The organism is Candidatus Leptofilum sp. (genome assembly GCF_965223285.1).
Taxonomy (GTDB): domain Bacteria; phylum Chloroflexota; class Anaerolineae; order Promineifilales; family Promineifilaceae; genus Leptofilum.
The window spans coordinates 852244-876512 of record NZ_OZ244997.1 but is presented as its reverse complement, the minus strand read 5'-3'; the positions used below and the strand labels follow the sequence as shown (position 1 = coordinate 876512).

Annotated in this window: 23 protein-coding genes; 11 read left to right on the top strand and 12 right to left on the bottom strand. The window is 51.6% G+C overall.

All coding sequences use genetic code 11. From position 1 onward, the window contains the following. Window positions 1-236: 236 nt before the first annotated feature. Window positions 237-1742: a carboxypeptidase M32 gene (locus ACOQPU_RS04360; protein WP_420643904.1), complete on the top strand. Its 1506-nt coding sequence runs from the start codon at window positions 237-239 to the stop codon at window positions 1740-1742. A gap of 76 nt (window positions 1743-1818) precedes the next feature. Here the strand turns inward: ACOQPU_RS04360 and ACOQPU_RS04355 are convergent, their stop codons facing one another. The 5 genes from ACOQPU_RS04355 to ruvB all read right to left on the bottom strand — a co-directional run bounded on the left by ACOQPU_RS04355 (window position 1819) and on the right by ruvB (window position 6736). Further along, on the bottom strand, window positions 1819-2205 hold the full coding sequence (locus ACOQPU_RS04355) for a hypothetical protein (protein ID WP_420643903.1): 387 nt from the start codon (window positions 2203-2205) through the stop codon (window positions 1819-1821). Window positions 2206-2225: 20 nt separating this feature from the next. Further along, window positions 2226-3677 carry a hemolysin family protein gene (locus ACOQPU_RS04350; protein ID WP_420643902.1) on the bottom strand — a complete coding sequence of 484 codons (1452 nt, stop codon included), beginning with the start codon at window positions 3675-3677 and terminating at the stop codon, window positions 2226-2228. Next, on the bottom strand, window positions 3670-5079 hold the full coding sequence (locus ACOQPU_RS04345) for a hemolysin family protein (RefSeq protein ID WP_420643901.1): 1410 nt from the start codon (window positions 5077-5079) through the stop codon (window positions 3670-3672). Before ACOQPU_RS04345 ends, ACOQPU_RS04350 begins: the two co-directional genes overlap by 8 nt. 341 nt (window positions 5080-5420) lie before the next feature. Beyond that, window positions 5421-5648 (bottom strand): DUF2905 domain-containing protein, encoded by a 228-nt coding sequence (locus ACOQPU_RS04340; RefSeq protein ID WP_420643900.1) that lies wholly within the window; start codon window positions 5646-5648, stop codon window positions 5421-5423. A gap of 2 nt (window positions 5649-5650) precedes the next feature. Next, a complete protein-coding gene (gene ruvB, locus ACOQPU_RS04335) occupies window positions 5651-6736 on the bottom strand; it encodes a Holliday junction branch migration DNA helicase RuvB (RefSeq protein ID WP_420643899.1) in 1086 nt (361 codons plus the stop codon). Window positions 6737-6895: 159 nt separating this feature from the next. Between ruvB and upp the strand changes: the two genes are divergently transcribed. Both upp and ACOQPU_RS04325 read left to right on the top strand, forming a co-directional pair. Continuing rightward, window positions 6896-7516 carry a uracil phosphoribosyltransferase gene (gene upp, locus ACOQPU_RS04330; RefSeq protein ID WP_420643898.1) on the top strand — a complete coding sequence of 207 codons (621 nt, stop codon included), beginning with the start codon at window positions 6896-6898 and terminating at the stop codon, window positions 7514-7516. An 18-nt stretch (window positions 7517-7534) separates the two neighbouring features. Further along, window positions 7535-8635: a glycosyltransferase family 4 protein gene (locus tag ACOQPU_RS04325; protein WP_420643897.1), complete on the top strand. Its 1101-nt coding sequence runs from the start codon at window positions 7535-7537 to the stop codon at window positions 8633-8635. 365 nt (window positions 8636-9000) lie between these two features. Here ACOQPU_RS04325 and ACOQPU_RS04320 read toward each other — a convergent pair whose 3' ends face one another. The 4 genes from ACOQPU_RS04320 to secG all read right to left on the bottom strand — a co-directional run bounded on the left by ACOQPU_RS04320 (window position 9001) and on the right by secG (window position 12492). Beyond that, a complete protein-coding gene (locus ACOQPU_RS04320) occupies window positions 9001-9951 on the bottom strand; it encodes an alpha/beta hydrolase (protein ID WP_420643896.1) in 951 nt (316 codons plus the stop codon). Window positions 9952-9958: 7 nt separating this feature from the next. After that, entirely contained in the window at window positions 9959-10393 is a 435-nt protein-coding gene (locus ACOQPU_RS04315; protein WP_420643895.1) for a hypothetical protein, read from the bottom strand. Between the two features lie 33 nt (window positions 10394-10426). Further along, window positions 10427-12109 carry a peptide ABC transporter substrate-binding protein gene (locus tag ACOQPU_RS04310; RefSeq protein WP_420643894.1) on the bottom strand — a complete coding sequence of 561 codons (1683 nt, stop codon included), beginning with the start codon at window positions 12107-12109 and terminating at the stop codon, window positions 10427-10429. 128 nt (window positions 12110-12237) lie between these two features. Beyond that, window positions 12238-12492, bottom strand: coding sequence for a preprotein translocase subunit SecG (secG, locus tag ACOQPU_RS04305; RefSeq protein ID WP_420643893.1), 255 nt, complete (start codon window positions 12490-12492; stop codon window positions 12238-12240). Between the two features lie 343 nt (window positions 12493-12835). Between secG and ACOQPU_RS04300 the strand changes: the two genes are divergently transcribed. Further along, window positions 12836-13813, top strand: coding sequence for an ABC transporter ATP-binding protein (locus tag ACOQPU_RS04300; protein ID WP_420643892.1), 978 nt, complete (start codon window positions 12836-12838; stop codon window positions 13811-13813). A 65-nt stretch (window positions 13814-13878) separates the two neighbouring features. Continuing rightward, window positions 13879-15969 carry a Gldg family protein gene (locus ACOQPU_RS04295; protein WP_420643891.1) on the top strand — a complete coding sequence of 697 codons (2091 nt, stop codon included), beginning with the start codon at window positions 13879-13881 and terminating at the stop codon, window positions 15967-15969. Window positions 15970-16030: 61 nt separating this feature from the next. Here the strand turns inward: ACOQPU_RS04295 and ACOQPU_RS04290 are convergent, their stop codons facing one another. Beyond that, window positions 16031-16201, bottom strand: coding sequence for a hypothetical protein (locus ACOQPU_RS04290; RefSeq protein ID WP_420643890.1), 171 nt, complete (start codon window positions 16199-16201; stop codon window positions 16031-16033). A 182-nt stretch (window positions 16202-16383) separates the two neighbouring features. Between ACOQPU_RS04290 and ACOQPU_RS04285 the strand changes: the two genes are divergently transcribed. Further along, a complete protein-coding gene (locus ACOQPU_RS04285; RefSeq protein ID WP_420643889.1) occupies window positions 16384-17685 on the top strand; it encodes an IS701 family transposase in 1302 nt (433 codons plus the stop codon). On the opposite strand, the gene ACOQPU_RS04280 is transcribed toward ACOQPU_RS04285, so the two are convergent. Further along, complete coding sequence (locus ACOQPU_RS04280) at window positions 17656-18201, bottom strand: hypothetical protein (protein WP_420643888.1); 546 nt, start codon at window positions 18199-18201, stop codon at window positions 17656-17658. The two genes, ACOQPU_RS04285 and ACOQPU_RS04280, sit on opposite strands and share 30 nt — an antisense overlap. A gap of 586 nt (window positions 18202-18787) precedes the next feature. Between ACOQPU_RS04280 and ACOQPU_RS04275 the strand changes: the two genes are divergently transcribed. From ACOQPU_RS04275 to ACOQPU_RS04255, 5 genes are read left to right on the top strand one after another with little or no spacing between them, the layout of a single operon-like run. Continuing rightward, window positions 18788-19525, top strand: a complete 738-nt coding sequence (locus tag ACOQPU_RS04275) for an AfsR/SARP family transcriptional regulator (RefSeq protein ID WP_420643887.1) — start codon at window positions 18788-18790, stop codon at window positions 19523-19525. Window positions 19526-19537: 12 nt separating this feature from the next. Continuing rightward, window positions 19538-19738 (top strand): hypothetical protein, encoded by a 201-nt coding sequence (locus tag ACOQPU_RS04270; RefSeq protein ID WP_420643886.1) that lies wholly within the window; start codon window positions 19538-19540, stop codon window positions 19736-19738. Beyond that, on the top strand, window positions 19735-20043 hold the full coding sequence (locus ACOQPU_RS04265) for a YgiT-type zinc finger protein (RefSeq protein WP_420640639.1): 309 nt from the start codon (window positions 19735-19737) through the stop codon (window positions 20041-20043). Before ACOQPU_RS04270 ends, ACOQPU_RS04265 begins: the two co-directional genes overlap by 4 nt. A 37-nt stretch (window positions 20044-20080) precedes the next feature. Then, complete coding sequence (locus ACOQPU_RS04260) at window positions 20081-21217, top strand: hypothetical protein (RefSeq protein ID WP_420640640.1); 1137 nt, start codon at window positions 20081-20083, stop codon at window positions 21215-21217. Next, window positions 21160-22830, top strand: coding sequence for a protein kinase domain-containing protein (locus ACOQPU_RS04255; protein WP_420643885.1), 1671 nt, complete (start codon window positions 21160-21162; stop codon window positions 22828-22830). The genes ACOQPU_RS04260 and ACOQPU_RS04255 overlap by 58 nt, the downstream gene beginning before the upstream one ends. Here the strand turns inward: ACOQPU_RS04255 and ACOQPU_RS04250 are convergent. Beyond that, a complete protein-coding gene (locus ACOQPU_RS04250; protein WP_420640693.1) occupies window positions 22801-24102 on the bottom strand; it encodes an IS701 family transposase in 1302 nt (433 codons plus the stop codon). The two genes, ACOQPU_RS04255 and ACOQPU_RS04250, sit on opposite strands and share 30 nt — an antisense overlap. Between the last annotated feature and the right edge of the window lie 167 nt (window positions 24103-24269).

Sequence of the window (24269 nt, the reverse complement as noted above, 5' to 3'; positions counted from 1 at the left end):
TTGGCAATATTAAATAGAATCACGATAAAAATCTAAAAGTTTGTAAGATAGTTAGTTTAAGCGATACTAACGACGAAAAGGCTATTTTGCGCGTCCAAAATAGTTTAATCCTTTGTCGCATATCGAATAGTATACTGATACTTAAAAGTATTGTCAATGTTTTGTTCATGTTTATCCAAAAATCCAGACGTTAGTCGCTCTTTTGTTCAGATTTTAGCCAGATAAGGATGGTTTCAATGAGTGAAAATTTCCAGAAGTTATTAAACAAAGTGTATGAAATTCATGATATTAATAAGGCGTTGGGCGTGCTGAGTTGGGACAAAGAGACCAATATGCCTAAAGCTGGTACGAAGGCCCGCATTCAGCAAATGACCACCTTGCGCCGCTTAAGCCATAGCATGTTTACCAGCGACAAGATGGGTGAGCTGATCGAAAATGCAGCCTCAAAGCTACATGATGCGCCATACGAAAGCAACGAAGCAAGCCTCATCCGCCTTTTGCGCCGCAACTATAAAGAAGCACGGCTGCTTCCAGCAGAATTTGTGCAGCGGATTAGTGAAATAAGTGGAAAGGCACATCCAGCTTGGGTAGAAGCGCGTGAAAACAATGATTTTGCCCATTTCAAGCCCCATCTAGAAGAAGTGGTGAAGCTGGTTCAGGAGATGGCAGAGCTGTATGGGTATGAAGATGAAAAATATGATCCTTTGCTGGATCAATTTGAACATGGCATGAAAACGGCCGAAGTTCGAGCCATTTTTGACGCTACCAAAGCAGCCTTAATTCCCCTACGTCAAGCTATTGCTGAACGGGGTGCTGCTGTGGATGACAGCCTCGTTCATCAACCATTCCCCATTGGCCAGCAGAAAAAGTTTGCCCATTACATTGCCGATGCTGTTGGCTACGATTTTGCTCGCGGCCATTTGGGAACGGTGGTGCATCCTTTTGCAACCAGCTTTAGCAGAAATGATGCCCGCATCACCACGCGTTGGTATCCAGACTTTTTGAATCCCTCCTTGTTTGGTACTTTGCACGAATCTGGCCATGCCATGTATGAGCAGGGCACCCACCCTGACCTGGCCCGCACCCCGCTGGCACGCGGCACGTCCAGCGGTATCCACGAATCCCAATCGCGCCTGATTGAAAATGTTGTGGGGCGCAGTCTGGGCTTTTGGCAAGCACATTATCCCAAATTGCAGTCTCTCTTCCCTGAACAGCTGGGCAATCATGACGTGACAGCATTTTATCGTGCCATCAATAAAGTGCAGCCATCTTTTATTCGCGTAGAGGCAGATGAACTAACTTATAACTTTCATATCATTTTGCGGTTTGAGCTGGAGCAAGCCATGCTCAATGGTGATTTGAGAGTCACCGATTTACCCACAGCCTGGAATGACAAGATGGATGAGTTAGTTGGCGTAGTTCCACCCACAGATTCACAAGGTTGCTTGCAAGATGTCCACTGGACGCGACCCGGCTTTGGCTACTTCCCCACTTATGCGCTTGGCAATTTGTATGCGGCACAGTTTTATGAAACGGCCGTTTCCCAAAATCCCACCATCGCCGAAGAAATGGCACAGGGTAAAACCCAGGCTCTGGTTAACTGGCTGCGGGAGAATATTCACCAACACGGCCGTAAATTCACCCCATCTGAACTGGTGCAAAAAGCAACGGGAAGACCGCTAACGCATGAGCCATTCATACGCTACGTCACCCAAAAATTTAGTCAAATTTACGAACTTTAAGGAAATCGTTTGAGGAAAGAAAGGTTATGTAGCCTCTGAATATTGCTTCTGTCATTCCCAGAGGCTACATGCTCATTTAAACAAAACCGGGTATCAATAAAGAAACAGCCACATAAACCAAGGCTAACACCACAACAACTAATATCAAGTTGTTACGGAACAATTTTGTGCTGTCCGTCGACTTCCGCCATGCAGCATTGCTATGTGCTAGCAACACGACGACAAACATCGTACCAGCATGCTCCAGCCGAACTCTACTATCAAATCCAAGCGAAAATAACAAGATCAGGCCAAGCAAAAAATTGATGTCTATTAAACCAACCAATCCAGACATCAAGCCACGATCCACACGACCGTATTCGGATTTTCGAATTAAACCAACGGCAAACTTTACAATCACAATAATGGCTACGATGGCGACTAACCAACGCACTTCTCCATGAATTGTGCGAATAATTTCCACAACTTTCTCCTTATTTTACATTAATCAGCTTCAGGGGGAACGGCCGTATCCTCTTCGACTCTCTTTTCCGGGTCAGGAAACTCCACCACCACTCGTGACACGGCTCGCCCCTCTATCGCTAACACTCGTATTTGTATCCTATCATTATAGATAACTTCATCCCCCACAACAGGTGGCCGCCCCAATTTGGAAATAACAAGCCCCCCAACCGTCTCCACATCCGGCAAATCCTCTTCATCCCCCCAAAAGCCATCATCAAAATCATCTACCAAATATTCACCCTCGGCTTCAATAAGACCGGGGCCAAGTTCAACATAAGGCTCCTTTTCCTGATCAAACTCATCCCGCACTTCACCCACAACTTCTTCAACCAAATCTTCCAGCGTCACAATGCCGTCCATACCGCCAAACTCATCCAGCACAATGGCCATGTGCAGCTTTTGTCGTTTGAATGCCGCCAAAAGCGTAGACACGGGCAAATCTTCCGGCACGGCCGGCGCAGAACGCAAAATCAAGCGTAAATCAAAGCGGCTCTCCGGGCGTAGGGTCTGCTTCACCAAATCTTTCAGGTGCAAAATGCCAACGATGTGATCCCGGTCGCCATCATAAACCGGAAAGCGACTGTGGCGGCTCTCGGTCACAATGCTCAAAATTTCCTGGCGAGACACATCCAGCGAAATCGCCTCCACCTTCGTACGCGGTGTCATTACCTGAGAAACAGTCCGGTCGCTAAAGTCGAAGATATTCAGAATCATCTCCTGTTCTTCTTCATTCAGCAGTCCACCTTCCGTACTTTCAGTCACAATCAGTTCCAGCTCTTCGGCTGAAAGCACCCGCTCATGACCCTCGGCAGGCGGGATGCGGAACAATCTCAGCATGGCAATACCAACACGGTTCAAAATCGTTACCGGGTAGGTCAAAATCCAGCGGGCAATTGCCATCGGCGTGTTGAGCAAAAGCGACATGCGAGGAGCGTCAGATAAAGCCAAGGATTTTGGCACCATCTCACCAATAACCACATGTAGATAAGTGAGCAATCCTAACGCAATCACATAGCCAATGGACTCTACCAGTTCATGAGAAGGTTCAAACCACAAATTCTCAAGATATGGCTCAATAAAATGGGCGATTTGTGGCTCCCCATACATGGCAAGGCCAAGCGAGGCAATAGTAATGCCTAATTGTGCAGTGGCAATATATTGATCCTGCTTTTGGCGCGATTCAACCGTTTCTAACACGCTTTGTGCTTTGCTAACGCCTTCATCCACCATCTGCTCAAGCTGCGTGGGGCGCACGCCGATAATGGCAAACTCAGCCATCACAAACAGCCCGTTGAGCAGCACAAGCAAAATGATGACCACCATCGCCACCAATAAGGTGCCAATAGCCGAGCCTGTCGCTTCTTCGGCAGCAGCAGTTGCCAGAATACCAACACCGGGAATAGAGAGTGCCAACAGTAAATATTTAGTCATGGTCGGCCACCTCCCATTCGATGAAAGGGTCTTCTGCACTTTGCGTACCGGGCAGCTTCAAGGAGACCTCAGAAACGCTGGTATCATCCATGGCCTCAACGCGAATGGTAATATTGTCAAAGGCAACACTGTCACCCACCACAGGCGGACGACGCAGCTCGCTAAACACAAGCCCGCCCAACGTGTCTGCATTTTCTTCTGGGAGATTTAGCACCAAATATTCATTAACGTCAGTGACGAGCAAGTCACCCCGCAGATAAATACGGCCGTCCTTATCCTTAGCGATCAAGGCCATTTCGTTATCAAATTCGTCCTGTAGCTCCCCAAAAATCTCCTCGATGAGATCCTCAAAGGTAATCAATCCCACCGTGCCACCATACTCATCAAACACAATCGCCAAATATTTTCGTCGGCTGTTAAGACGCTTCCACAAATCCGAAACCGGCATCGTTTCTGGCACAAACACAACCTCACGCAAGATTGAGTTGAGGTCTTCACTTTGCTGGTTGTGCAAGCGGAACAAATCCTTTACATGCACAAACCCTCGAATATCGTCAATTGATTCTCTATACAGTGGAATCCGAGAGAAGCCGGCAGCCAACGCAGTTTTCATCAACTCCGTAACGCTGCTGCTCATCGGTGCTGTAATGAGTTTGGTGCGGTGCAACATCACTTGTTTGGCTGTCAGGTCTCGCAGACGGAATGTATTGCGCAGCAAACGCCGCTCTTCATCACTGAGCAGATCCTGTTCGTGGCTTTCAGTCACCAGCAGCTCAATCTCTTCTGGCGAATGAGCATGACCACTTTTCTCTTTTAACGGCCGTCCCATCAAGCGCAGCAGTAAATTCCCACTGCCATTAAACAAGGCAATTAACCCGGTGTACGTAATGACAAACTGCGTAATCCGCATGGGAATGGTAACCGCCATCGCTACAGATTCTGGATATTGAATGGCAACCGATTTAGGGAACAACTCCCCCATGATGACCTGTAGGATGGTGATCAAAATCAAAACGAGCGTGACAGAAATCGAAGTCGCTGCGGGTTCTGCCCAGCCAGCAGTCGATTGTATGCCGATAGACGCCAAACTCGGCTCCAACGCCGTTAGCAAGCGCGTAAACGGCTCGATGAGTAGCTGGGCAATGACACTCTGACCATAAGCGCCCACCACCAGAGAAGAAATGGTGATGCCAATTTGGCACGTTGCCACATAAGTGTCCAGCTTCTTGCTGTCTTGCATGACGGGCAAAAGCAGCTGCGCCATGCGATTGCCCTGGCCAGCCATCTGGCTAATGCGCGTTCGTCGCGAGGATACCGTGGCAAATTCGGCCGCAACATAAAGCGCGTTAAAGAAAATCATGATGGCCACAACGGCCACAATTGAAAGTATGGTTAAAAACATCAGCTATTTTTTCTGGTATCAACACCAGATACGAAAAATGCCCACCTGTCAGGGCGGGTTACCAATAATAAATTGCTCAAACACACCGGGGAAAATGGGTGAGGAGGGTCAGGCGGCTCAGACATCGAGTCGGTCAACGGGTCCCCCTCATAACTATTCGATTCTGCGACCAGGCAAACCAAAACAACCTGGATCGACCTGCTACTAACATCCAATTAGGCAGCAAAACAGTCTGGCTTGTGAGGTTGTTTACATGAATTGTTGGTCGCATCAAAATTGTCTCGGAAATATGCTGTCAAAAATTATAAAACAGGGGGTGGGAATGGTCAAACCAACAAAGGTTAGCGATTAAAGATGCGAATGACAATATTGAGCAGCACGGTACCCAACAGACTCACCAAGAGCATCGTCGCCAACGGAAAGTAAATGCGATAATTTTCGCCTTCGATCTCAAAGTCGCCGGGCAGATTGCCTAACCAGGGAAAATATTTGGCGGCGATGAGGATCAAAATACCAGCAAAGGCAATGGTGCCGCCAATAATCAGAAGCAAACGGCCGAATTCAACCATCGCTACTCTTCATCCTCATCAGGCTCACTGGCCGCGGTAAACAGGCTAGGTTGGTTTGGCTTGGCAACAGCGTGGTGCTGCGGCAGCGGCACATCCAAATGGGCGTAGGCATGTGGCGTAGCTACGCGACCGCGGGCTGTACGTTCTAAAAAGCCCAGCTGCAACAGATAAGGCTCTACCACATCCATAATGGTGTCTGACTCTTCGCTGATGGATGCCCCAATCGTGTCTAAACCGACTGGCCCGCCACCAAACTTCTCGATGATGGCACTCAGTACCCGCCGATCCAGATCGTCCAAACCCAGTTCGTCAATTTCTAGCAGGTTAAGGGCGGCAACGGCCGTTTCTTCCGTAATTTCCCCCGTTGCCCTCACCTCAGCATAGTCACGTACCCGGCGTAACAACCGCAGAGCTACACGGGGCGTACCCCGTGACCGGAGGGCAATCTCTGTGGCCCCGGCTGGCTCAATTGGCACCTGCAAAATGCCTGCTCCCCGCGTCACAATCGACTCAATGGCTGCCTGTTCGTAAAAATCCATGCGGTAAAGCGCACCAAATCTGGCTCGTAGCGGAGCCGTCAGCAGCGCCAGCCGCGTTGTGGCCCCAATAACGGTAAATTTGGGCAGCTTCAAGCGCACATTTTTGGCCCCTGGTCCCTTGCCAACCACAATGTCCAGCACAAAATCTTCCATGGCCGGATATAAAATCTCTTCCACAGCCCGCCCCAGTCGGTGCACCTCGTCGATAAACAAGATGTCGCCAGCGCGCATGTTGGTGAGGATGGCGGCTAAATCCCCTGCCCGCTCAATGGCTGGCCCCGCGGTGATGCGAATATTGACGTTCATTTCGTTGGCAACCACATGCGCCAGAGTGGTTTTACCCAATCCAGGCGGTCCGTGGAACAAGACGTGGTCCAGCGATTCCTGCCGCGCTTTGGCAGCTTCAATCAAAATGGATAGATTGGCCTTTAGCCGCTCCTGACCCGTAAATTCGTCCAACTGTTGAGGACGCATGAGGCCGTCGAGACGGCCGTCTTCACGCTTCTTGCCAGGGGAAATGGTTCTTTTGCTTGAGGTATTCTCGTTCATAAATCGTCGGTTGCCAACAAACTGTATGCGTGGGATTATACGCTAACTGAGGATGAAATGAAATTGATACAGGTGGCTAGTTGCTGGTGGCCAGTGGCTTGCATACGTTATTAGCCTCTAACCACTACCCCTGGCCCCTTTGTGCAAAGGAGAAGAGGAATGGTTTTTGAGTCACAACATCCGCTGGTTAAGCACAAGCTCTCGTTAATGCGCAGCGTCGCCACAAAACCGAAGAAGTTTCGGGAGTTGATTCGGGAAGTCACCATGCTGCTCTGCTACGAGGCCACGGCCGATCTGAAGACCGTGAATATTGATGTGGAGACGCCGATGGGTAGTGCCGCTGGGCAAGATTTGAGCGAAAAGATTGGCCTCATTCCCATCTTGCGGGCCGGGCTGGGCATGGTAGATGGCATTTGGGAAATGATGCCCGGCGCAGAGGTTTGGCACATTGGCCTTTACCGGGATGAGGAAACGCTACAGCCGGTTTCTTATTACAATAAATTACCCACCTTCCCCACCGTGCAGGTGTGCCTGGTGCTAGACCCAATGTTGGCTACTGGCGGCTCCGCCATTGCTACGGTAGACATTTTGAAGAAGTGGGGCGCGCAGCGGATCAAGTTTGTGGGCTTGCTAGCCGCGCCAGAAGGCATTGCCGCCCTGCAAGAAGCCCATCCAGATGTGCCCATTCACGTCGCCCAGATTGATTCACATCTAAACGACATTGGCTTCATTGTGCCGGGCCTGGGCGACGCAGGGGATAGGCAGTTTGGCACAGGTTGATTGTAACAAGGTGATTATTTGTTTTTGCTGTTAATTTTTGGGGTGGGGCTGGTAACGGCCGTTCTCACCACGCCACCCGTCCGCAAATTAGCCCATCGCTGGGGGATTGTAGCCACGCCGGGAGGGCGGCGCCGGCACAGCGGCATGATCGCCAAGCTGGGCGGTGTGCCGATCATGCTGGGCTATTTGGCAGGGATTGTCCTCATTTACCTGCTGTTTCCCCCTCAAGGGGGCGATGCGCTACGACTGCAAGGTGTCATCTTGGGCAGCGTGGTCATCTTCATAGGGGCGTTTGTAGACGACCGCCTAGATTTAGCACCACGCTGGCAACTGGTCTTCCAAATTGCGGCCGCAGTTATTGCCATTAGCCATACTGTCTTTATCGAGCGCTTTACGAATCCGCTGCCAACGCCCGATTTTTGGCAAACGGGCTTCGCCTCTCTCTTTTTTAGCCTGGATGCTGCTGACCCCAATATTGTGGTGATACGGCCGTTTCTCGTCACCATTATTTCGCTTTTTTGGGTGTTAGGGATGATCAACGCCGTCAATTTTTTGGATGGATTAGATGGATTGGCGGGCGGCGTGAGTACCATAGCCGCCCTCATGTTTGCCTTGCACAGCTACCAGCTCACGGGCATCACGCCAGTCACGCTCTTTCCACTGGCTTTAGCCGGGGCACTCATCGGTTTTTTGATCTTCAACTTTGCCCCCGCCACGATCTTTTTAGGCACGACGGGGGCTTGGCTGTTGGGATACAACCTTTCCACGCTTTCCATTTTGGCCCCGGCCAAACTATCCACCGCCCTGTTGGTGATGGCCGTGCCCATTTTGGATGTCGCCTGGCTGATTGTGGCCCGTCTGCGGCGCGGGCAGCATCCGTTTCAGGGGGATCGACGCCATTTGCATTTCCGGCTGCTGGACGGCGGCTTGCCGGTGCGAAGCATTGTGCTGGGATATTATGCCACGGCCGTTGCCTTTGGCTTGGTGGCAATTTTTGTGCAGAGTCGGTTGCTAAAAATTGGACTGTGGTTGCTGCTGGCAACGGCCGTACTCATCTTGCTAGCCTGGCTCACAAACCGGACTAAACGGCCGTTGCCTGCCTTCAACACTGAGGAGTAAACTGTAAACTGCTTTACATATAGTTGGAAGAGGCAGACACACTGTAACAAAAATTGTTAGGTACACTCAGTATAGTTTTAGGGTACTAAAGTACTGGTGAACCATGTAATGTATAGAAGTAGAAGGAAGTAAACATGAAAAAACGGATTCTAAAGCCCCAAATTAACTTAAATCAATCAAATTCCAAAACGCAAACTCTGTCGCGCCAAATTGAAACCCTTCGGGAAGTCTTGCGTCGCTTACCAGCCAACAACTCCTCAGTCGTAGATTCCCTCATCAGTAGGAAATTGAAAGCTGCCAAGTAAAAATTTTCAGCTTTTGTAAAATGAAATTAGGGCCGGGCAAATTGCCTGGCTTTTTTTGATCTAGAGGGAGCAAGCAAGGTAGTCGCCGCGGTCAAATGACCATGGTTCAGAATACCACGTAAGATAATCAGGGATGTGAGTTTGCCAATATCCCTCTTCGTGGCGGCCTTCGTTAAGAACCCAGGTGTGTGGAATGGGCGGAACGGCCGTTTCCATATCTAAATGCAGTTGGCGAATGTTGTTAATGACGTAATCATCTGCGCCAATGTCAAAATAGATGCGTAAATCACCCAGATTTTGGCTGAGGCCGGTGTATTGCGGATTAACAGCAGGCCAGGCGTATTGATCCAGCAGTGCCGCACTATGCCCCCCCACGCTGGCAAACAGCTCCGGAAAGCGAAAGGCGATCTCCAACGCCCAATACCCTCCGCGAGACAAGCCACCAATCGCCCGTCCTGCTGGCTCAGGCCAGGCACAATAGGTTTGTTCAATGTAAGAAATCAAATCATTAACGATCACGCTTTCAAAAGAGCCTGGGCCGCCAGAACTGTAGTTGGCAATCCAACCGCCATCCGGCAGCACAATGAGCATCGGTGGCAATTCTTCAGCCAGAATGCCCTCTTCTGCTACTTCATCCACACCCAACTCATCCCAAATGGCATCGGTGTGGGTGTTGCCGCCCAGCAGGTAAACGGTGGGATAGGTACGGCCGTCTAGCCCGTAGCAGGGCGGCAAATAGATGCGGTAGTTCATCTGGCCAGCTGTGACGCTAGGGTAGCTGCCACTTTCCATGCGCCCAGGATTGGCACATGGTGTTGGGGTTGGCGTGGATGGGACGGCCGTTTGGCGGGGCCGAGTGGGTGCAATTGTGGGGGATGTCGTATTTGTTGGCAGTGGCTTGGGCGTGTAGGGAACCGTCGGGGCGGGGTTGGCTGGGGGAGTCGCCGTTGCACACGCAGCCAGGCACACAATCAGCAGCAAGCAACCGATGGCGAGCCTGACCTGGCGCATACGGCCGTTACCACGGAAATTCGCGTGGCGGATCGCCGAGCAATTTTTTGTAAGCCCCCTGCCACAGCGCTGCTTTGCGGGTCATCGTTTTAATCTGGATGCTGGTGAAGTGTGGATACAAATCGGCCATCAATTCTGGCACCAAATCCCACGCCTCGTTGCGAATCACGTCATCCAGATTGGCAGCAATTTCGGCCGTCCACTTCCAGTCACGCATAAACCGCTCCGCCTTCATCCAATAATCCCGCTTTTCCCATGCTCGGGCAGATTGCTCCACGCCATCGGCAATTTCCCAGAGCAGCAGCGTGATCATTGCCGCCATGTCTCGCGCTTCGGCATCCATTTGTGGCTTTTGCATGAGCTGCCGCAGCATCTCGGCAATACTGCGCATGTGACGGTTGCGGATTTTTGTGGGGCTGTCTACGTGAACAATTCGACTCATGATGTTTCCTGTGTTCAATGTGCAAGTTTTAAGTTAGGTGGTTTCTTCGGCCGGGCAGCTAATGGTAACATCCCGGTAAAGCAAAAACCAGTTAGCAAATGTTTGGTAACGATCGCGTGGCTCATAAATTGGCCCAATCGCTGCCTGATTGACTTCGCTGCTGAGCGCATAGGTGTAAACGTGCTGGTACAGCGTCACAGCAGGGACCTGATCAGCATAAATGCTGAGGAAGGTGTTGTAAGACGGCCGTCTTGCACCAATCCCCCACACTTGCCGCCCAGCTTCCAAGGCTTCGCTGGCCCGGCGGTTGTTCCAGCCGCCATAATTTTGCCCGCGAATGATCGCTTCCTGGCTCCAAAAGTCATATAAGTCGGGGTCAATGGACGGGGTGATGTCTACCAGCGCCACGTCAAAATCACGCGCTGCCAGCTTCTGGCGTAATTCAGTGATGGAAACGGCCGTTTCTACCACAACCTCAACACCCAAAACCGCCCACTGCGCCGCCACCTCCTGCGCAACCTGCTGGTAAACGGCCGTATCCAAAGCCAACAGCCGCAATGTAAACGATTCGCCATCGGCTTGCCGCACGCTGCTTCCCTCTGACAGCGGCCAGCCAGCACCGGTAAGCAATGCATCGGCATTAGCCGCATTCACGCCTGCTTCGGCAAAGATGGCTTGATTGTTGGCCCAGGAATCAGGTAAATACGGCCCGGTCAACGGCACGCCCTGCCCATTCAACGCCCGGTCAATGAGCACATCTCGGTTGAGGCCAGCGGCTAGCCCTTGCCGCACTTCGGCCAGCTGCAGCGGAGCAAAACCACTGTCGCTTTGGTTGAAGATAAGTTGGGTGTACCGGGGAGCAACGGTTGTGAAGAGACGTGCATGGGAAACGGCCGTTACTTGCGGCAGCAGCGCATCAGAAACTGAATTAATGGCCTGAATATCCCCATTGGCAAAAGCAGTTAGCAAGCTCTCTTCATCAGGATAAAAACGAAACTCTAGCACAGGGATTTGCGTGCCCTCACGCCAATCCAGCGGATTAGGAGTCAGGCGCAGGCTTCGGCTTGTTAGCCAATCTTGGCCAGGAGCTACCTGCCATGGGCCACTGCCAATCGGCTGCTGATTAAAACTGTGCGTTGCTAATTGAGCAGGGGGCACATCTTGCAACAAATGGGCAGGCACAATGCCGCGTGCAGTCGCTTCCAAAAATGGCGAATAAGGCTCTGCCAACACAAATTCAATCGTGAGGTTATCAACCACGTTGATGCTAACGGTTTGCCACAATGCTTTAACGGCAGCGGCAGCGGGGAAAGCCTCATTTTGCAGCAGGCCATAGCTAAAGGCAACATCGGCTGTGGTGATGGGTTGCCCATCGTGCCAAACAAGATCGTTTCGTAGGGTAAAACGGAGGGAACGGCCGTCCTCGCTCACCGTCCAGCTTTCTGCCAGAGCAGGAATCAAGCGGCCCGCATGGTCGTACTGCACCAGGCCGTCAAACAGCAAGCTAACCAATTCTTGATCAACGGGAAACCCGTCGCTTAACAGCGGATTGAGCCGCTGCGGCGCCCCCACCATTCCTTCAGTAAATACACCCCCACCAGACGGAACGCGGGTGGTGCATAACCCCACAGATTGCACCTGAAAAGACAAGATAGCCAAAATGAGGCCAAATCCTACCAATGCCAGTAACAGTTGCCAGCGTAAGTGCAGCTTCATAAACAATAAAACGTGAAGCGCAAGCCCAAAACGGCCGACGGTTCACGTTTCTGGTTACAAATAATTGGGCAATTGCGTAATCGGGTAATTAAAGATGAGACAATAATTATCTAATTACTCAATTACATTTATGCAGCCTGTCCCCAAGCCAAAAACGAAAAGATTGTGCATACAAAGAAAGCAACCGCACAAGCGATTGTCACTCTGTGCATGGTTGCTTCCACACCGCGGCGCGTACGGAAGCTGCTGCTGGTATCGCCACTGCCGCCCAAAAAACCACCGAGGTCAGACCCCTTGGTTTGCAGCAAAACAAGAACGGTAAGAGCAATAGCCAAAATGATTTCAGCAATGCCGAAGTACAGGGCTAATGGTTGCAAATTCATCTAATAGTTCCTCTATATTTAAGAATCTATCCGAAAAAGCCACAGAGGAAAAAGAGAAATCTGAGAAATGACCCTTTGCCTTTAAGTTCTCTGTGAACTCTGTGGCCAATATTCGGACAGGTAGTTATAGGCAATATAAGCCGCCTGATTAATCTTCTAAAAAACCAAGCGATGATTATATCAGCCGGATGGGGGTGCGTCGAATTTGCCAACACGCCTCAATCCGTCGAATCTACATGAGCAAACGTGCAAAATCAGCCAGAACGCACAAGGCTCACTTTCCCGCAGGCAAATTTTGGATATTATTCGGGGAACCATTGCTGTGGCAAAAAGCGTGAACCCAATGAACAGTACAGACAAACCAGCCATGATTAAGGCAGAAAATTTAACCAAACGTTACGGGGCGTTTACGGCCGTTGCCAACCTCACATTTTCCTGCCAGCCAGGGGAGATTGTGGGGCTGCTGGGGCCAAACGGTGCCGGCAAAACAACCACCATGCGCCTGCTCACCGGCTATTTGCCGCCCACCGTTGGGGATGCCGCCATTGCGGGACACCATACGATAAACGACAGTTTGCAGGCGCGGCAACGGCTAGGCTACCTGCCCGAAACCGTGCCTCTTTATCCAGAAATGACGGTGGCGGGTTACCTTCAGTTCGTCGGGAAAGTACGACGGCTAGATAATCCGTGGGAGCGTATAGATGAGGTGCTTGAAGCAGTTGGTTTGCTGGATCGGGCGGAGAGCATTATAGGCAAGCTGTCTAAGGGTATGCGTCAGCGAGTGGGCCTGGCACAAGCGTTGCTGCACGATCCAGACGTGCTTATTCTGGACGAGCCAACGATTGGCCTGGACCCGGCCCAAATTGTGGAGATTCGCCAGCTTATTGCCAATGCGGGCCGTCAGCGCACCGTGCTGCTGAGTACCCACATTTTGGCGGAAGTGGAGCAGATTTGCAGCCGGGTCATCATGTTGATCAACGGCCGTATCTACGCAGACCTACCCATGAGCCAAATTAAGGAAGGCAGCACGCAGCTTGCACTGGAACTGGCCCACCCCACCGATGAAACGTCTAGCGCATTACAAGCAGTGGAGGGGGTAACGGCCGTATCATCCAGCCATCCCAATCAGTTCTTACTCACCGTTGATGGCCGGGATGAAACGCGGCAACGGGTGGCAGAAACGGCCGTTTCTCACGGTTGGGGCCTGCTGGAACTCAAAAGTAACCAAATCAGTCTGGAAAAACTCTTCCTGGAAAAACTTAAAGAAGCCCAAGCCAGCTCAGAATCTGTAGTGAGGAGCGTAGAGAAAGCGACAGGATAATCTCATGCCAACCATCCCTCTGCGCCTTTGCGCCTTTGCGTTAAAAATAACCTCCGGGGTAGGCCATGTCTAACGTCTGGCAAGTAGCTCGCCGCGAACTGAGCGCACTCTTTGTGCAGCCGCTAGCCTACGTCTTTGGCGTAGTGCTGCTGGGGCTAACGGGCTACGTGTTTGCTTCTGAGCTGTTCATTTTAGCCACGCAGCCCGGCGCACTGCCGCTAGACGTGCAAAGCTTACTTGGCTTGTTTAGGTTCCTCTACCTATTCGCCATGCCCGCCCTAACCATGCGCCTGCTGGCCGAAGAACAGCGTAGCGGCACGCTGGAACTGCTACTTGCCCTGCCCCTGCGCGATGGCGAAGTTGTCCTGGGAAAGTTTCTGGCGGGTTTGCTTTTTTATCTGCTGACGGCCGTACTCACCCTCATCTTCCCCCTCATCTTGTTCATTTTTGGCAATCCAGACCCTGGCCCCATTTGGACAGCATACCTGGGCGCAGTGCTCTACGGAGCGGCGCTCATCGGCATCGGGTTATTGGCTTCTGCCTGGACGGAAAACCAAATCGTGGCCTTCATCGTGGCCCTGGGCATGAGCCTGCTGCTTTACCTATTGCTCATTCCAGCCCAATCATTTGCTTTGGGGGAGCCGGCCAGCACCATCCTCAACGAGCTTGCCCTAATCAACCATCAAGACAACCTGTCTCGCGGCGTGCTGCTGGTGAAGGATATTGTTTATTTTGTGGGGGTAACGGCCGTTTTCCTGCTGGCAGCCACGCTCGTCCTCAAAAGCAAGCGGGGACGGCAAACGGCTGGGGATTGGTGGCAACTGGTAGGAGCAACGGCCGTCTTCACCCTGCTCTACGTCATTGCCTACCAAAACCCCAACTGGCGGTATGATGCCACGGCCAACAACGCCTTCACCCCCCTACCCGAAACAGTTGAGCTGCTGCAAAGGCTCAACGAACCCATCCATGTTCTTGGTTTTTACACCGCCGAAACCGCCTTCCAGCGCAGCGAAACCGAAAACAGTTTGCAAACCATGCAGGCTTACACCGACCAACTCAGCTACGAGTTTGTCGATCCCAACGAAAACCCGCTGCTGGCCGAGCAGTACGATCTCACCTTTTCCGGGACGCTGGTGTTTACCCGAGAGGACGGCCGTTTTGCCAAAGCATCCACCCTCACCGACCGAGATTTACACACCGCGCTGGTGCGCACGCTCAACCCCACTGTGAAAACCGCTTACTTCCTCACGGGGCACGGTGAGCGAGATTGGCAAGATTTTGGAGTTGAGGGGATTGGAACGGCCGTTACCCTCCTGCAAGAAAGCGGTTTTACTATCCAGTCACTCAATTTGTTTGTGGAAGGGGAGATTCCCGCCGATGCCAACGTGGTTTTCCTGATTGATCAGCAAGCCCCGCTGGCCGCGGCTGAACTAGACGCCTTGCACCACTACGTGGAAAGAGGGGGCGCGCTTTTCCTGGCCCGCGACGCGGTCGATACTGAAGGGCGTGTGGCGGCCGAAGAAGATGGCTTACTAAATTGGCTGCAAACAAGCTGGGGCATTACGCTGCGTAACGACCTGATTATTGATGCTTCGTTGGCGCAGGCTGGACAAACAATTGGTCTCACGTTTGTTGGAGCGCAATACGGCAGCAGCCCTATCACACAAGATTTGGAACAGTTTGGCACAATTTTTAACGTGGCCCGATCCATTTCAACAGAATTGCCTCCAGGAATTACGGCCGTTAATCTCATCACCACCAGCGAGCTGGCCTGGGGTGAAACCAACTTTGAGCGCATGATTGCCGCCGGTGAGGTCGCCCCAAATGAAGAAGACGCCACCGGCAGCCTAACCGTTGCCCTGAGTGCGCTCAACACCGCCAGCGGCGCGCGCCTCGTCCTCTTTGGAGACACTGATTTCCTCAGCAACAGCTTCATCCAACAAGGCGGCAACAGTTTTCTGTTTGAGAACGCGGCCAACTGGCTGGTGGATGATGTTGTTTCGATCCAGCTCTCCGCCCGCGAATCAATCCCCCGCCAGGTGACAATCACGCAAAGTCAGCTCACGCTGCTGCAACTCGTCAGCATCTTCCTGATGCCCGGTTTGCTAGCGCTGGTCGGGGGTTGGGTCTGGTATTCACGGCAGCAGCGTGGGTAGGTGCGTGTACCAACAATAGGCAGAGAAAATCGAAGGATTTACTGCCATCCTCGCGTTTCATTTATTGAAGAAGGCTCACAGGCATCTGGGCGGCTAAACTTTGGCTCGTTTGAGCTAGAGAATCCGCAGATTGACCCGACAGCCATGAACGGCCAACTTCCATTGTGGTTGTCCACATATTGCCAACCAACTGGCCATCTACCCACACGCCTCCACCAGAATTGCCGCTCACGATGCTGTCGCCGTTCAAATTAGTTTGACAATGTTAAATTAGGCTCGTGAGAGCCAATATCAGTAAAATTTGAAAATGGAAAAGAAAAAACTTCACGGTTAGCCCAGTGGGGGCTAAATGAAGCAGCTATCGATAAATTGGGTGAGCGGCTTGACCAGTATCATGAACGTTATCGTTATTGGATGAAAACCAAGACACGCGATACCAGTGAATATGGCTATCATTACCTGAGTGGCTTGTTACGAATGGAGAGCAACCGGCATATCAACGGGATTGCCCGTGTAGCGGGAATCCCCGAACAAAATCTGCAACAATTCATCGCCGATTCACCTTGGGCCGGGAACGATTTGATCGCCGTCCTGCAACAAGATATCAGCAGTTTGCCCCACTACCAGCAAGGCAGTGTCCTCATTGCTGATGAAAGTGCAGAGGAGAAGGCCGGTGATGGCAGCGCCGGCAGCAGTCGGCAGCACAATGGTCGCCTGGGAAAAGTTGACATGAGTCAGGTGGGTGTGTTTTTGGCCTTGGCCAAAGATGGCTACCGCACCTGGATTGATGGCGAACTGTACTTGCCAGAAAAATGGTTCACCCCGGCCTATGCGCGGCGACGCAACAAGCTAGCCATCCCCGCTGACCGGGAATTTCAGACCAAGATCGAACTGGTACTGGTCATGGTCAAGCGGGTCCTGGCCAATGGCGTCGCCTTTGACGCCTTTGACTGCGACAGCTTGTATGGCCGCAGCCACTGGTTGCGGGCTGAATTAGACCAGCTGTCCATCCAATACTTTGCCGATATTCCCTGCAACTTGTCGCTTTATCTGGAGAAACCTCAGGTCATCCGGGAACCAAAGCGCAAGCATGTCCAAATTACTGTGTTAGGCAGTCAGACCACACCTGAACAACTGGCATCGGCGTTGTCATTCACCGCCATCACCCTTCGTCCACATGAACGGGGCCATCTCACTGCCCAATTTGCCCGGCAACGGGTGTGGACCGTCAGTGAAGAGGGAAGTTGCCGCCAGGAATGGCTGCTGATCCGCCGCGCCAACGGTAAAGTTACTTATTCACTGAGCAATGCCCCGGCTGATATTCCTCTGGAGACAATGGCCCGGCACAAGTCGCATCGCTACTTCATCGAACGGGCCCATCAGGACGCCAAATCGGAGTTGGGGTGGGATGAATTTCAGGCCCAGAAGTACCCTGCCTGGGTTCACCATCTCGCCTTGACCATCATGGCCAGTGCCTTCATCACCGAAACCTTGCTCGAGTGGACGGAGGCATATCCTCGTGACCCGGCTTTGTTGGCTGCCTACGAAACGGATACTTTGCCCAATTTATCGATTGTTAACGTTCGTACCTTGCTACGAGCCGCGTTGCCGTTGCCGCAGTTGTCGTCACGCCAGGCGGCTGAATTGGTTGTCAAACACTTGGATAATCGTACTCGCTCACGAAAGTCACGGCTTAGAAAGGCTCGTGGCCCGTGAATCTAACATTGTCAAATTAGTTAAGCGATAAACTGGTTTGTTTTCATAAGAGCTCAGATTTTCTACCTGCATCGCCGCTACAGCAATTTCCCCAGTTTGTGGCTGCCGAAAAGCAATCAGAGCAACGTCATTTTTTGCTGGAACACGGCCGTTTCCTAACTCCCCCACCACTAACCTCACGCCCAATTCGCTCGGCGCAGCCAAAACCATCGTGCCACCGTCCCGATACATGATCAATTCACGAAAAGCATCGCCGCTAATTTCCAGCAGCAGCTCATTGGCTACAGTATGAAACTGCACTTTGGCCAAATTTAGCGTCAGTAATGTCCAATGGTCATGGGTTATTACAACGAGATCAGACCCCAATCGCGACAGCGTTCCTAACCCTTCCCCTGCCACATATTGATTGGCCACTTGGCCATCGATCTGCACAGTCTGGGGATTCCCCTGGTCATCGGTGAGCGGGGCGATAAGCGTAATGCGCACCGTTAATTTGGAGGATTTGCTGTTGGGCATCTTCATCAATGGTATTAGGAAGCGAAAGTCGTTTTGCTTATCCAGGTGAAGCCAAGCAGGCTACTTAATAATAGAACGGTTAAAGCGATGAACAAGAGTTTGCGAAACATTTTCCACCTCGTCGCGCCTGATGGCACCTTGTGATTTCTCTTGTTCTCAGTTTCGGTTTGGCCCGTCACCTGGTTGGCGGGCAGCCGTCAACAGATTTGCCAAAATCGTCAACAAATCACTTTTGAGGGAATTTCTGTGCTAAGATGGGGAAAATGAGCGGAATTCTCTGAACAACCTGATTCCTTTCGCTGCAACCAAGCAATACCGTCAATCACTCTAACCTTCAAGGGCGCACCAAATGTTGTAAAGCAGGCGTCCAAAAATTGTCATTCCCGCCTATGCGGGAATCCAGTCTTGATTCAACCTGTGGATGCCTGCCTTCGCAGGCATGACAGTTGAAGGATTGAGCAGATTTACCAGATATTCTCTGTGTTCTCTGTGGCTTGTCCGTGTAACTCTGTGTAACTTTTTTTGATAGGGGAAAATGTGATGGGTACGTTACAACTTTCTTTAATTCGGCCGTTTTCAGGCTTCATTGGCTGACAAACCTTTGACTGGTTTCCGTACCACTAAGGTAAAAGCCCTTTTGATTTATCTGGCGACTGAGCCAGCCCCCCAACGACGGGAAACGTTGACAACATTGCTATGGCCGGGCATGCCTGAACGGTCGGCACGGCAAAACCTGCGCCAAATCATGTACAATCTGCGCCGGGCGGTTCCAGACTTAGCTTCAGAGGCAGATAGCGATACAACGGCCGTTCCCCTCATCTTGGCCAACCGTCAAACCATTCAACTAAATCCCAAAGCCATCATTAAAAGCGACATCATGCAGTTTTCCGCTCTAATTAAAAGCGTTCAAAGTCACGACCATCTGGACTTGTTCCTTTGTCACGATTGCCAGCAAAAATTAGCAACGGCCGTTTCCCTCTACACCAGTGATTTTTTAGCCGACTTCTACCTGGACGACAGCAACGAGTTTGAAGAATGGGCCGAAATCACCCGGCAAACTTATCGTCGGCAGGTGCTGGATGCGTTGGAAACGCTCACCGCCATCAAAACGCGCCAAACCACTTTTGCCGAAGCCCGCGCCTACGCCGAACGACAGATCGAAATTGACGATCTGCGGGAGAGCGGCTACCGGCAGCTCATGAAAATTTTGGCACTCAGCGGGCAGCGGGCCGAAGCGTTAGCTTTGTACGATAGCTGCCGTCGCCTGCTGTCCGAAGAGTTGAGCATGGCCCCCAGTGCCCGGACAACCGAAATTTATGAGTAAATCCGGGCTGGAGTGCTCAGTTTTGAAACCCAGCCAACGCAGGGTGTACGGGGCTTTGACCTAAAAGAGAAAATCGGCGAAGGCGCGTATGGCACCATCCATCGCGCCATTCAGCCAGCCGTGGGTCGAGAAGTAGCTGTCAAGGTCATTCGCCGCAAAGGGTGTAATGAAAAGTTGTGTAATGGAAGCAAGAAGCAGAAAATGGGGGGATGAAAAAAGAACTCGATGAAATGCTCAACAGATTGAACCAGTGGGAAGCAGAGAACAAAGATGCCAATTTGACACAAATGGAAGAAGCGATTGATGCTGAGTTAGCTGGAATTAGGCAGCAATTGCTCGCACAAATGGCCAGAGAAGGGAAGGCGGCTAGGGTGGACTGTCCAAACTGCGACCAGCCAATGATGAAAAACGGGAAGAAAACGCGAACGTTACGAACCAAAAACGGCGACAAAGTCACAATTGAAAGGGAGCAAATGAGGTGTCATGAATGTGGGATGACACTTTTTCCCCCTGGATGAAAAACTCAGGTTGCTGAGAGGCGCGTATACGCCGCAAGTGCAAGAGGCCGTAACCCGATTAGGTAGCCGGCTACCCTATGCAGAAGCCCAAGAAGAGTTAGAAATGATGTGGGGCCTCGACATCTCCGTAGCAACCGTACGAGAAATCACGCTGCGAAACGGCCGTCTAGCAGATGAGCTAATTGAAATAGAAAAAGAACATCTGGAAAAGACAGCCCCCAAAGCAATAGCCAAACCAAAGCAACTCATTGTAAGTGCAGATGGGGCAATGGTACAGCTAAGAAATGGCGAATGGCGCGAAGTAAAAACGGTTGCCTTCGGTGAATTTGAGACTATCTGGGATGCTAAAAAACAAGAAGTCGTGACCAAAACAGGCAAGATAAGCTACTTCTCAAGTGCAGATAAGGCAGAGTTGTTTAGCGACAAGGCAATTGTCGAGTGGCAGCGACGGGGTGGGGAGAATGCTGAAAAAGTTGTCGCGGTTAATGATGGTGCTGTCTGGATACAGGGCTTCATCGACTATCATTGCCCCACAGCGACACGCGTGATTGATTTTGCCCATGCCCAAGGGTATATCGCCACGATTGGCAAAGCCCTGTATGGGGCAGAAAGTGACCGTTTCCAACAATGGTATCCCCAGATGTCTAAACAGTTAGGCACAAAAGCACCCCAACGAACGCTGAATGAATTGCGTTTCCTATGGACACAAAACCAAGCCCACCCAGCAGCGGATGAAATAGAAGCAGCGATTCGTTATCTTGAGCGACGTCAAACGATGATAGATTATCCACATTTCAGAAAAAACGGAATTCCCATTGGATCTGGGATAGTAGAGTCTGGGCATAAGGTGGTGATGCAACGACGGATGAAACAGGCTGGGATGCGCTGGGCGGATGAAAACCTCAATCCGATGCTTGCCTTGCGCATGGCAATCTGTAACAAGTGCTGGCGTGCTTCTTGGCAAGCGATTCAGGCTCATTTTCTGGCTACAAAACAGGCGCACCGTCTGCTGGAGAAGGCAGAAGCTCCGCAATCTCAGCTTGTTACTGAAGCAGATGTTGAGAATTTAGAGAAGCTGGCGGATAGGATACCTAGGCGTTCACAAAAGAGGCAGCCGTGGCAAGACCATCGGTGGATTTTTCCTCACAGAGCACGGCCGTTACACAAAATCTAATTACACCCCGCCGCAAATATGCCGACGACCCAGACTTTATCCGCCGTTTTGAGGCGGAGGCGCAAACGATTGCACGGCTTGAGCATCCCTACATCGTGCCGCTTTATGATTATTGGCGGGAAGCGTCGGGTGCATTTTTGGTAATGCGCCTGCTGCGTGGGGGCAACCTGTTAACTTCTCTGGAAGGTGGGCCGTGGGAAGTCAAGCCAACCATACGGTTATTGGACCAAATCAGCTCGGCTCTAGCAATCGCCCACCGTCAAGGGATTGTGCATCGGGATATTAAGCCAGCCAATATTCTGTTTGATGAAGCAGGCAATGCTTACTTGTCTGACTTTGGCATTGCCAAGCAAATGACACGAAATTTGCAGCTAACGGCGGAAGGGGGCATTCTGGGCACGCCAGATTACGTCTCACCAGAACAACTGCGGAATGAGCCGGTTGGGGCACCAACTGATTTGTATAGTTTGGGGGCAGTTTTATATGAAATGTTGACAGGTGAACGGCCGTTTCCCAACATACCCGTCGCCTTGCTCATCAAAAAACAGCTAGAGGAACCCATCCCGCTAATCAGCGCCAGCCGACCCGATCTACCGGAGCAAATTGATGGCGTGATCCAACGCGCCACGGCCAAACAGCCAACTGACCGCTACCCCAGTGCCTTGGCAATGGCCAAAGCGTTCCGGCAAGCCGCGCTGGGGATTGGGAACGGGCAAGAAATTTTGATGGATACGGCCGTTTCCTCAGATTTAGGGCATTCAATTCCAACCTTGAATGAAATTAGCAATCCGTATAAAGGTCTGCGTGCTTTCCAGGAAGCAGATGCGGCTGACTTTTATGGACGCGATTCAATCGTGGCCCAGCTGACAACCCACTTGGCCGAGAGCCGCTTTCTGGCCGTGGTTGGCCCCAGCGGTAGTGGCAAATCTAGCCTCGTTAAAGCCGGACTCATTCCCGCCCTTCGCCAAGACGCGATCCCAGGTTCAGATCATTGGTTTGTGGCTGAAATGGCACCAGGTACCCATCCACTTGAAGAGCTAGAGTTGGCACTGCTGCCTATTGCCGTCAATCCGCCTCCCGATTTGATTGAGCCAATGAAAAAAGATGAGCGTGGCTTATTGCGAACCATCCGTCGCATTCTGCCCAATGAAGAAAACGCCCAACTGCTCCTGGTCATAGACCAATTCGAGGAGCTTTTTACCTTGGTTGATAATGACAACCGCCGACTCCATTTCCTTAAGAGTTTGCTGGCTGCGCTTAACGCGCCGCACAGCCAGTTACGTGTAGTGGTGACCTTACGCGCCGATTTTTATGACCGGTCGTTACTATTCCAGCCCATCGCCAACTTGTTCAAGCAACACACAGAAATTGTCCTGCCGCTCAATCAGGAAGAGTTAACCTGGGCAATCCGTGAACCAGCCCATCATGTGGGTGTAAAGCTGGAAGATAGCGTGATAACAGCAATAGTGTCCGATGTAATCGACCAGCCAGGGGCATTGCCACTGATGCAATATGCCCTAACAGAGCTATTCGAAGCGCGAACAAATCAGGTAATGACCTTATCTACTTTGACAATGTTAGATTCACGGGCCACGAGCCTTTCTAAGCCGTGACTTTCGTGAGCGAGTACGATTATCCAAGTGTTTGACAACCAATTCAGCCGCCTGGCGTGACGACAACTGCGGCAACGGCAACGCGGCTCGTAGCAAGGTACGAACGTTAACAATCGATAAATTGGGCAAAGTATCCGTTTCGTAGGCAGCCAACAAAGCCGGGTCACGAGGATATGCCTCCGTCCACTCGAGCAAGGTTTCGGTGATGAAGGCACTGGCCATGATGGTCAAGGCGAGATGGTGAACCCAGGCAGGGTACTTCTGGGCCTGAAATTCATCCCACCCCAACTCCGATTTGGCGTCCTGATGGGCCCGTTCGATGAAGTAGCGATGCGACTTGTGCCGGGCCATTGTCTCCAGAGGAATATCAGCCGGGGCATTGCTCAGTGAATAAGTAACTTTACCGTTGGCGCGGCGGATCAGCAGCCATTCCTGGCGGCAACTTCCCTCTTCACTGACGGTCCACACCCGTTGCCGGGCAAATTGGGCAGTGAGATGGCCCCGTTCATGTGGACGAAGGGTGATGGCGGTGAATGAGAACGCCGATGCCAGTTGTTCAGGTGTGGTCTGACTGCCTAACACAGTAATTTGGACATGCTTGCGCTTTGGTTCCCGGATGACCTGAGGTTTCTCCAGATAAAGCGACAAGTTGCAGGGAATATCGGCAAAGTATTGGATGGACAGCTGGTCTAATTCAGCCCGCAACCAGTGGCTGCGGCCATACAAGCTGTCGCAGTCAAAGGCGTCAAAGGCGACGCCATTGGCCAGGACCCGCTTGACCATGACCAGTACCAGTTCGATCTTGGTCTGAAATTCCCGGTCAGCGGGGATGGCTAGCTTGTTGCGTCGCCGCGCATAGGCCGGGGTGAACCATTTTTCTGGCAAGTACAGTTCGCCATCAATCCAGGTGCGGTAGCCATCTTTGGCCAAGGCCAAAAACACACCCACCTGACTCATGTCAACTTTTCCCAGGCGACCATTGTGCTGCCGACTGCTGCCGGCGCTGCCATCACCGGCCTTCTCCTCTGCACTTTCATCAGCAATGAGGACACTGCCTTGCTGGTAGTGGGGCAAACTGCTGATATCTTGTTGCAGGACGGCGATCAAATCGTTCCCGGCCCAAGGTGAATCGGCGATGAATTGTTGCAGATTTTGTTCGGGGATTCCCGCTACACGGGCAATCCCGCTGATATGCCGGTTGCTCTCCATTCGTAACAAGCCACTCAGGTAATGATAGCCATATTCACTGGTATCGCGTGTCTTGGTTTTCATCCAATAACGATAACGTTCATGATACTGGTCAAGCCGCTCACCCAATTTATCGATAGCTGCTTCATTTAGCCCCCACTGGGCTAACCGTGAAGTTTTTTCTTTTCCATTTTCAAATTTTACTGATATTGGCTCTCACGAGCCTAATTTAACATTGTCAAACTACTTAC